5 protein-coding genes are annotated in these 5,350 nt (G+C 44.1%); 2 read left to right on the forward strand and 3 right to left on the reverse strand.

Annotated features, from left to right (window positions below):
• Window positions 1–646: 646 nt before the first annotated feature.
• Window positions 647–925, forward strand: coding sequence for a hypothetical protein (locus Q0668_RS13630; protein WP_298865582.1), 279 nt, complete (start codon window positions 647–649; stop codon window positions 923–925).
• A gap of 105 nt (window positions 926–1,030) precedes the next feature.
• Here Q0668_RS13630 and Q0668_RS13635 read toward each other — a convergent pair whose 3' ends face one another.
• On the reverse strand, window positions 1,031–2,347 hold the full coding sequence (locus tag Q0668_RS13635) for a Gfo/Idh/MocA family oxidoreductase (protein ID WP_298865584.1): 1,317 nt from the start codon (window positions 2,345–2,347) through the stop codon (window positions 1,031–1,033).
• 332 nt (window positions 2,348–2,679) lie between these two features.
• On the opposite strand from Q0668_RS13635, the gene Q0668_RS13640 reads away from it, so the two are divergent.
• On the forward strand, window positions 2,680–4,284 hold the full coding sequence (locus Q0668_RS13640) for a D-aminoacylase (protein WP_298865586.1): 1,605 nt from the start codon (window positions 2,680–2,682) through the stop codon (window positions 4,282–4,284).
• Here the strand turns inward: Q0668_RS13640 and Q0668_RS13645 are convergent.
• Together Q0668_RS13645 and Q0668_RS13650 are read right to left on the reverse strand one after the other, a co-directional pair.
• Window positions 4,272–4,643: a hypothetical protein gene (locus tag Q0668_RS13645; protein WP_298865588.1), complete on the reverse strand. Its 372-nt coding sequence runs from the start codon at window positions 4,641–4,643 to the stop codon at window positions 4,272–4,274. The two genes, Q0668_RS13640 and Q0668_RS13645, sit on opposite strands and share 13 nt — an antisense overlap.
• Window positions 4,644–4,717: 74 nt before the next feature.
• On the reverse strand, window positions 4,718–5,350 hold a 633-nt coding region (locus Q0668_RS13650), incomplete at its 5' end, for an HD domain-containing protein (protein WP_298865590.1).

A 5,350-nucleotide genomic window follows, 5' to 3' on the forward strand; every position in this document is an offset into this window, starting at 1 on the left:
TGTGGGATATTTCATCGAATTCCGCTGTTTCAGATAAACCCCATGCAAATCCTTCGCTTCAAAAACAACATCTTCATAAGGGACCAACATACTGCCTGCCTGATTTTTAACCAGATACCCACCCGCTCCTTCACCGATTTCGCCTGAAACAATTCGGCCACTCTTCATAAGTAAGAGGGAACGACCCTTTGATTGAACAGGCTCCTTCGCGGGAAGCACAGTAACACAATACAGGCACACCCAAGGCAGACAAAGGAAAATCAGGTTCCACTTCAGTTTTGAATTGAATGGTAAATACATCATTTTCATTTGAAAATCTGAAAAGAGAGGGAGGAAGACGGTAAATTTACCTACATGCTATAGACAAGCGTAAGTAAATGATGCACAGCAACTTAGAGGAAATCTGGAGAGACTATGACTTGACTAGAGAGAGAATTTGAATTGAGAAAGCTTCATACTCAATGCCCGATGAGAGGTCAAGCCTAGTTTTCAAGTGGATATTTGACTGAGAAGTTGTCCCTTGTAGCGAGTTAATGAAATCAGCTAATTTCCTTTGGTTGATTTCGATTGGAAACTGGTCAAAATATAATTTTGATTTCAGAGACGAAACCTCTCCCAATGAACTGTCTTTTCCCGGAATTCCTGAATGAATAATGAATGTCACTATATTGAACAACTGATTGGGACGACGATCGTAATTGATCTGTCCAGCCTTTATGTAATTGTCGGAACTTTAATCGGTCAAGACCAACACTATCTGGTACTGGAAAATGCCGATGTGCATGATTTACGGGACACAGCCACGACTCGTGAATTATACGTTCATGATATCGGCATACACGGTGTCGCCGCCAACCGGAAAAGAATTCTAGTCTCGAGAACGGAAGTGGTTTCACTTTCAGCGCTGGAAGATATTATCGATTAAGCGCATAACAATTCGAACAATCTCATCGTTACAATGAAAAAACTCCACAGAACATAACGCTCTGCGGAGTTAATAGACTTTAATGGTGTCACCTGAGTGCAGGTATCAGAGGGACCACCCATCACGGTAATCACGGCTCAGAAACTTGTTTGCTTCCGGTGCGTTCGTGAATTCCATTTTCTTGTGATCCCATTCCAGCTTCTTGCCCGCACGAATGGCACAATTTCCGAGCAGTGTCGTTTCTGTCAAACGGCTGGCGTAGTTGAAGTTGGACATTGCTGGCGCGCCACCTTTACAGGCAACGACAAACTCTTCAAAGTGACCGGGAGAACGAGGCAAACTCTGTTCCGGTTTCTTGAAGTCCTTGAACTTGTCTTTGGGTAACAGAACATATTCTGCACCATAATCATCTGGTGTGTAGAAGTTGCCTTCATCACCAACCAGAAGCACTCCACTGGGTTTCATTTTTTCTCCCATCAGAAGTTCTTCAGGCGGCTTGTTACCACCGTCATACCAGGTCAATTTCATAGGGACCAGATCACCACGCTGACCGAATTGATATGTGATTTTTGTCGATTTAGGATAAGTCTCGTTTTCGATCATCCCTTCCTGTTCTGCTTCCACAGTGAGAGGATCAAAAAGATCAAGTGCCATCACATGCATATTCATGGTGTGACAGGCCATATCCCCCAGGGCTCCCGTTCCAAAATCCAGCCAGCCACGCCATTCAAACGGCGTATAAACTGTACTGTAAGGGCGATAGGGAGCGGGTCCTAGAAACAGATCCCAATGAATGTTCTTCGGAACGGGCTCGCCTTCAGGTGGACGCTCAATCCCTTTACCCCAAACTGGTCGGTTCGTCCAGACATGGGCTTCACGAACATTACCCAGGACACCAGAACGGATAACTTCGACCGCACCACGGAATCCATCTTTCGCAGTCCCCTGATTCCCCATTTGCGTGGCTACTTTATTTTTATTAGCCACTTCACGCATGACGCGTGCTTCCTGAACGGACCAGGTTAATGGTTTTTGGGTGAAACAGTGCTTGCCTTTTTTCATGGCCATGACACTGGCTGGCGCATGTGAATGATCCGGCGTACTCACGGTAACAGCATCAATCTGATCTCCCATTTCCGTAAGCATTTCGCGATAGTCATTAAACTTTTTGGCCTTGGGATATCGGGCAGCCGCTTTTGCCAAACGTTTATCATCAATATCACAAATAGCAATCAAGTTCCCATTCTTCGCGGCACTCGCTGAATCACTTGACCCTTTTCCACCAATTCCAATTGATGCGAAATTGAGCCGCTCAATGGGAGATTTCTCTTCAGCCAGTAGATTCTGACCACCAACCCAAAATGCAGCGCCTAATGCCGAGGACTGTTTAATGAACTCGCGACGAGTTGAACGTTGACTCATGAAGTGCTCCTGTTTGAATGTTCTAAAGTAATCTTCTTACGACATTTTACATTTGTCGGTTAATATATTGCTTAACTTTTACGAATCTCACTACGAATCTCACATCAGAATAGTTCTAAATATTGTAATTACTGCTGGAATGAAAGAAAACAGATTTTCGCATGAAATGATAATGATCGTAAAATAGAAGTGAACTCGAGTTAAGGAGCTCTCATTTATTTTGAAATATTATTCTAAAGAGACTTTTCTCCCCGCGCGAAAAATGTCACAGTAAACAGGATTTTTAGCGTCTCCCACCCGTGTTACTCCTCAATACGAATTTAACGTGAATCATGAATACCGCCGATTCTTCCCATAAAAACGCAGATTTTGATGTTCTTATCCAAGGTGGAACCGTCATTGATGGTACTCGCTCCCCCCGATATCGTGCAGATGTCGGTATTAAAGGAGATAAAATTGTAGCATTGGGAAGCCTGGAGCACGCAACTGGCTCATTTTGCATTGATGCTCAGCATAAAATAGTGTCTCCCGGATTTGTTGATGTCCATAATCATTCCGATAGTTGGCTTTTGAATACCCCTAACTTTATCTCAAAAACATCACAGGGGTTCACAACTGAAGTCATTATGGCTGACGGAATCTCCTATGCCCCGGTAGATCGCTGTACGGCACAGGACTGGGTTTATTACTTACGCTCATTGGATGGACTGCACCCCGACGAATATACAGGCTGGGAAACACTGCAGGAATACATGAATCTACTTGATGGCCGGAACGTCCAGAACGTAATGACACATATTCCCTATGCGAATCTGCGATCAATGGCTTGTGGGTTTGATCGGCGACGAGTCGATGACTTTCAAATGAAACAGATCACCTGCGAAGTCATTAAAGGCATGGAAGCAGGTGCTGTAGGAATTTCAACGGGCCTTGATTATATTTCGCAGTGTTTTTCCACAACGGATGAAATTGTTGAAGCCTGTCAGGCGATGGCCGAGTATGACGGACTCTATGTATCGCATGTCCGGTATAAAAAAACTTTGATGCCTGCGATTAAGGAATTAGTAGAGATTGGTAAAAGAGCAGGGGTCAAAGTCCATATTTCTCATATGAAAGGACAACATAAAGGACAAGCAGAAGAAGCACTGGAATATATCGATCAGGTGGCCCGCCATGAGGTTGATATCTCGTTTGATGTTTACCCTTATCAGCCGGGTTCGACCATGCTCCACTTTTTACTGCCCTACGAAGTCTTCGAAGCAGGTCCACTGAAAGCAATCGAAATATTAAAACAACCAGAAATACAACAACGCGTTCGCTACGGCCTGGATAACTATTTACTGGACATCTCCGCGATTCAAATTGCCTGGGTACAAACTGAAAAAAACAAACACCATCAGGGAAAATCGTTGAGCCAATATGTTGAAGAATCCGGACTTTCCAAAGAAGAAGCGCTGATCAACCTGCTCATCGAAGAAGAAATGGCAGTGCTTTTAGTTTTTAACATGGGAGATGATCGTCTCGTCGATCCGGTATTGCAGCATGACCTGTATATGATGGGAACGGACGGAATTTATATGGAAGGGGGCATCATCCATCCACGCCAATATGGCTCTGCCCCTCGCTTACTTGGCCCTTGTGTTAGAGACCACAAGCTTTTTTCACTGGAAGATGCGGTTTATAAATTATCGGGGGCTGCTGCAATACGGTTTGGACTCGGAAAACGAAGCCAGTTGAAAGAAGGTTACTTTGCCGACGTTGTCGTATTCGATCCGTTGACCGTCCAGGATAATGCCACCTATCAGAACCCACATCAGTTGTCGTCAGGAATCAATACCGTAATTTCCAATGGTGTCCCCATCGTACTCGATAACGCTCCTCTAAAGCTTGATTCAGAAAAGCTTCCCGGCCGCTACCTGCATTATCAACCTAAATAAGGTTTTAATTTTTCAGCCGTTTCCGGGTTCTGGTACTCATTCTTACCAATGCCATATTCAGCCCCCGCCTGTACCGCTTCTTCTTGATATTCAGGAAAGTTCGAAACAAGCATCAACCTGGATGATTTTACTTCAGATGATTCTTTGATTTTCTGAATCAGTTCGATTCCATCACTATAGTCTGCATCCAGTTTCCGATTGATCATAACGAGATCATACGATTGTTTTTTCATTTTCTCCAAGGTATCCACTTCCACGTCAGACTGGTCAATCTCAACGCTAAAATTGTTCGTTAGGAAGCGAACTAATGAATTCGTATCTGGCACACATTGTCCAACGCTTAGTACTCTCTTCGTCATTAAATCACCCTTTGTTGGATACCGTTTCACTTTAAGATGTGAAACAGGCTGTTTGGTAAGATCTGTATTGTAAATCAACTACAGAATCTGGAAAGTTCCCGAATGTCATCCAGTGCATCATCGAGATCGGGGACATCGACACCCGGCTCACGTCCGGCTTGATCACATTCTTCCAGTAACATCAGATCCTCATAATTTTCATCTGCCACTAATCTCCGTCGAGCACGCACTCCAATGGTTCCCGCTTTAACTGCATGTGCTTCCATATGATGCTGTATTAACCAGGCCGTCCGTTCTGTAACAAAACCATCCAAAGCCTGCAACCCGGCCTCGACATGATTCAGGTTATCGATCGCTTTTCCAACATCGTGCAACAAAGCAGCTAATTGAAATTCTTCATCATAGGGTAATTCGTCACAGGCCAGATCATAAACTTGTAAACTATGATATAATGCATCACCTTCTGGATGATATTTTTTTGACTGTTTAACACCTGATAAAGGTAACAACAGCATTCTGTAGATTAGAAATCGATCCACACTCTGTTCTATCTCGGCCATCTGTTGATCCAAGTCGATTGCCGGATACTCTTTCATGAGAAGCTGTTCAAACTCAGGAAGTGACGCCCGTTCTATTCGCTTTCCGGTAATCGAACATTTAAACCCGTAGCTGGAGCGCTCCGTTGGGTAAAGAGTTAATTCAACCGC

The sequence above is a fragment of the uncultured Gimesia sp. genome (genome assembly GCF_937910335.1).
Taxonomy (GTDB): Bacteria; Planctomycetota; Planctomycetia; order Planctomycetales; family Planctomycetaceae; genus Gimesia.

Coding starts and splice junctions, on each gene's coding strand:
- Q0668_RS13640 (WP_298865586.1), top strand. CDS start 2,680: ATGAATACCGCCGATTCTTCCCATAAAAACGCAGATTTTGATGTTCTT.
- Q0668_RS13635 (WP_298865584.1), bottom strand. CDS start 2,347: ATGAGTCAACGTTCAACTCGTCGCGAGTTCATTAAACAGTCCTCGGCA.
- Q0668_RS13645 (WP_298865588.1), bottom strand. CDS start 4,643: ATGACGAAGAGAGTACTAAGCGTTGGACAATGTGTGCCAGATACGAAT.
- Q0668_RS13630 (WP_298865582.1), top strand. CDS start 647: ATGAATAATGAATGTCACTATATTGAACAACTGATTGGGACGACGATC.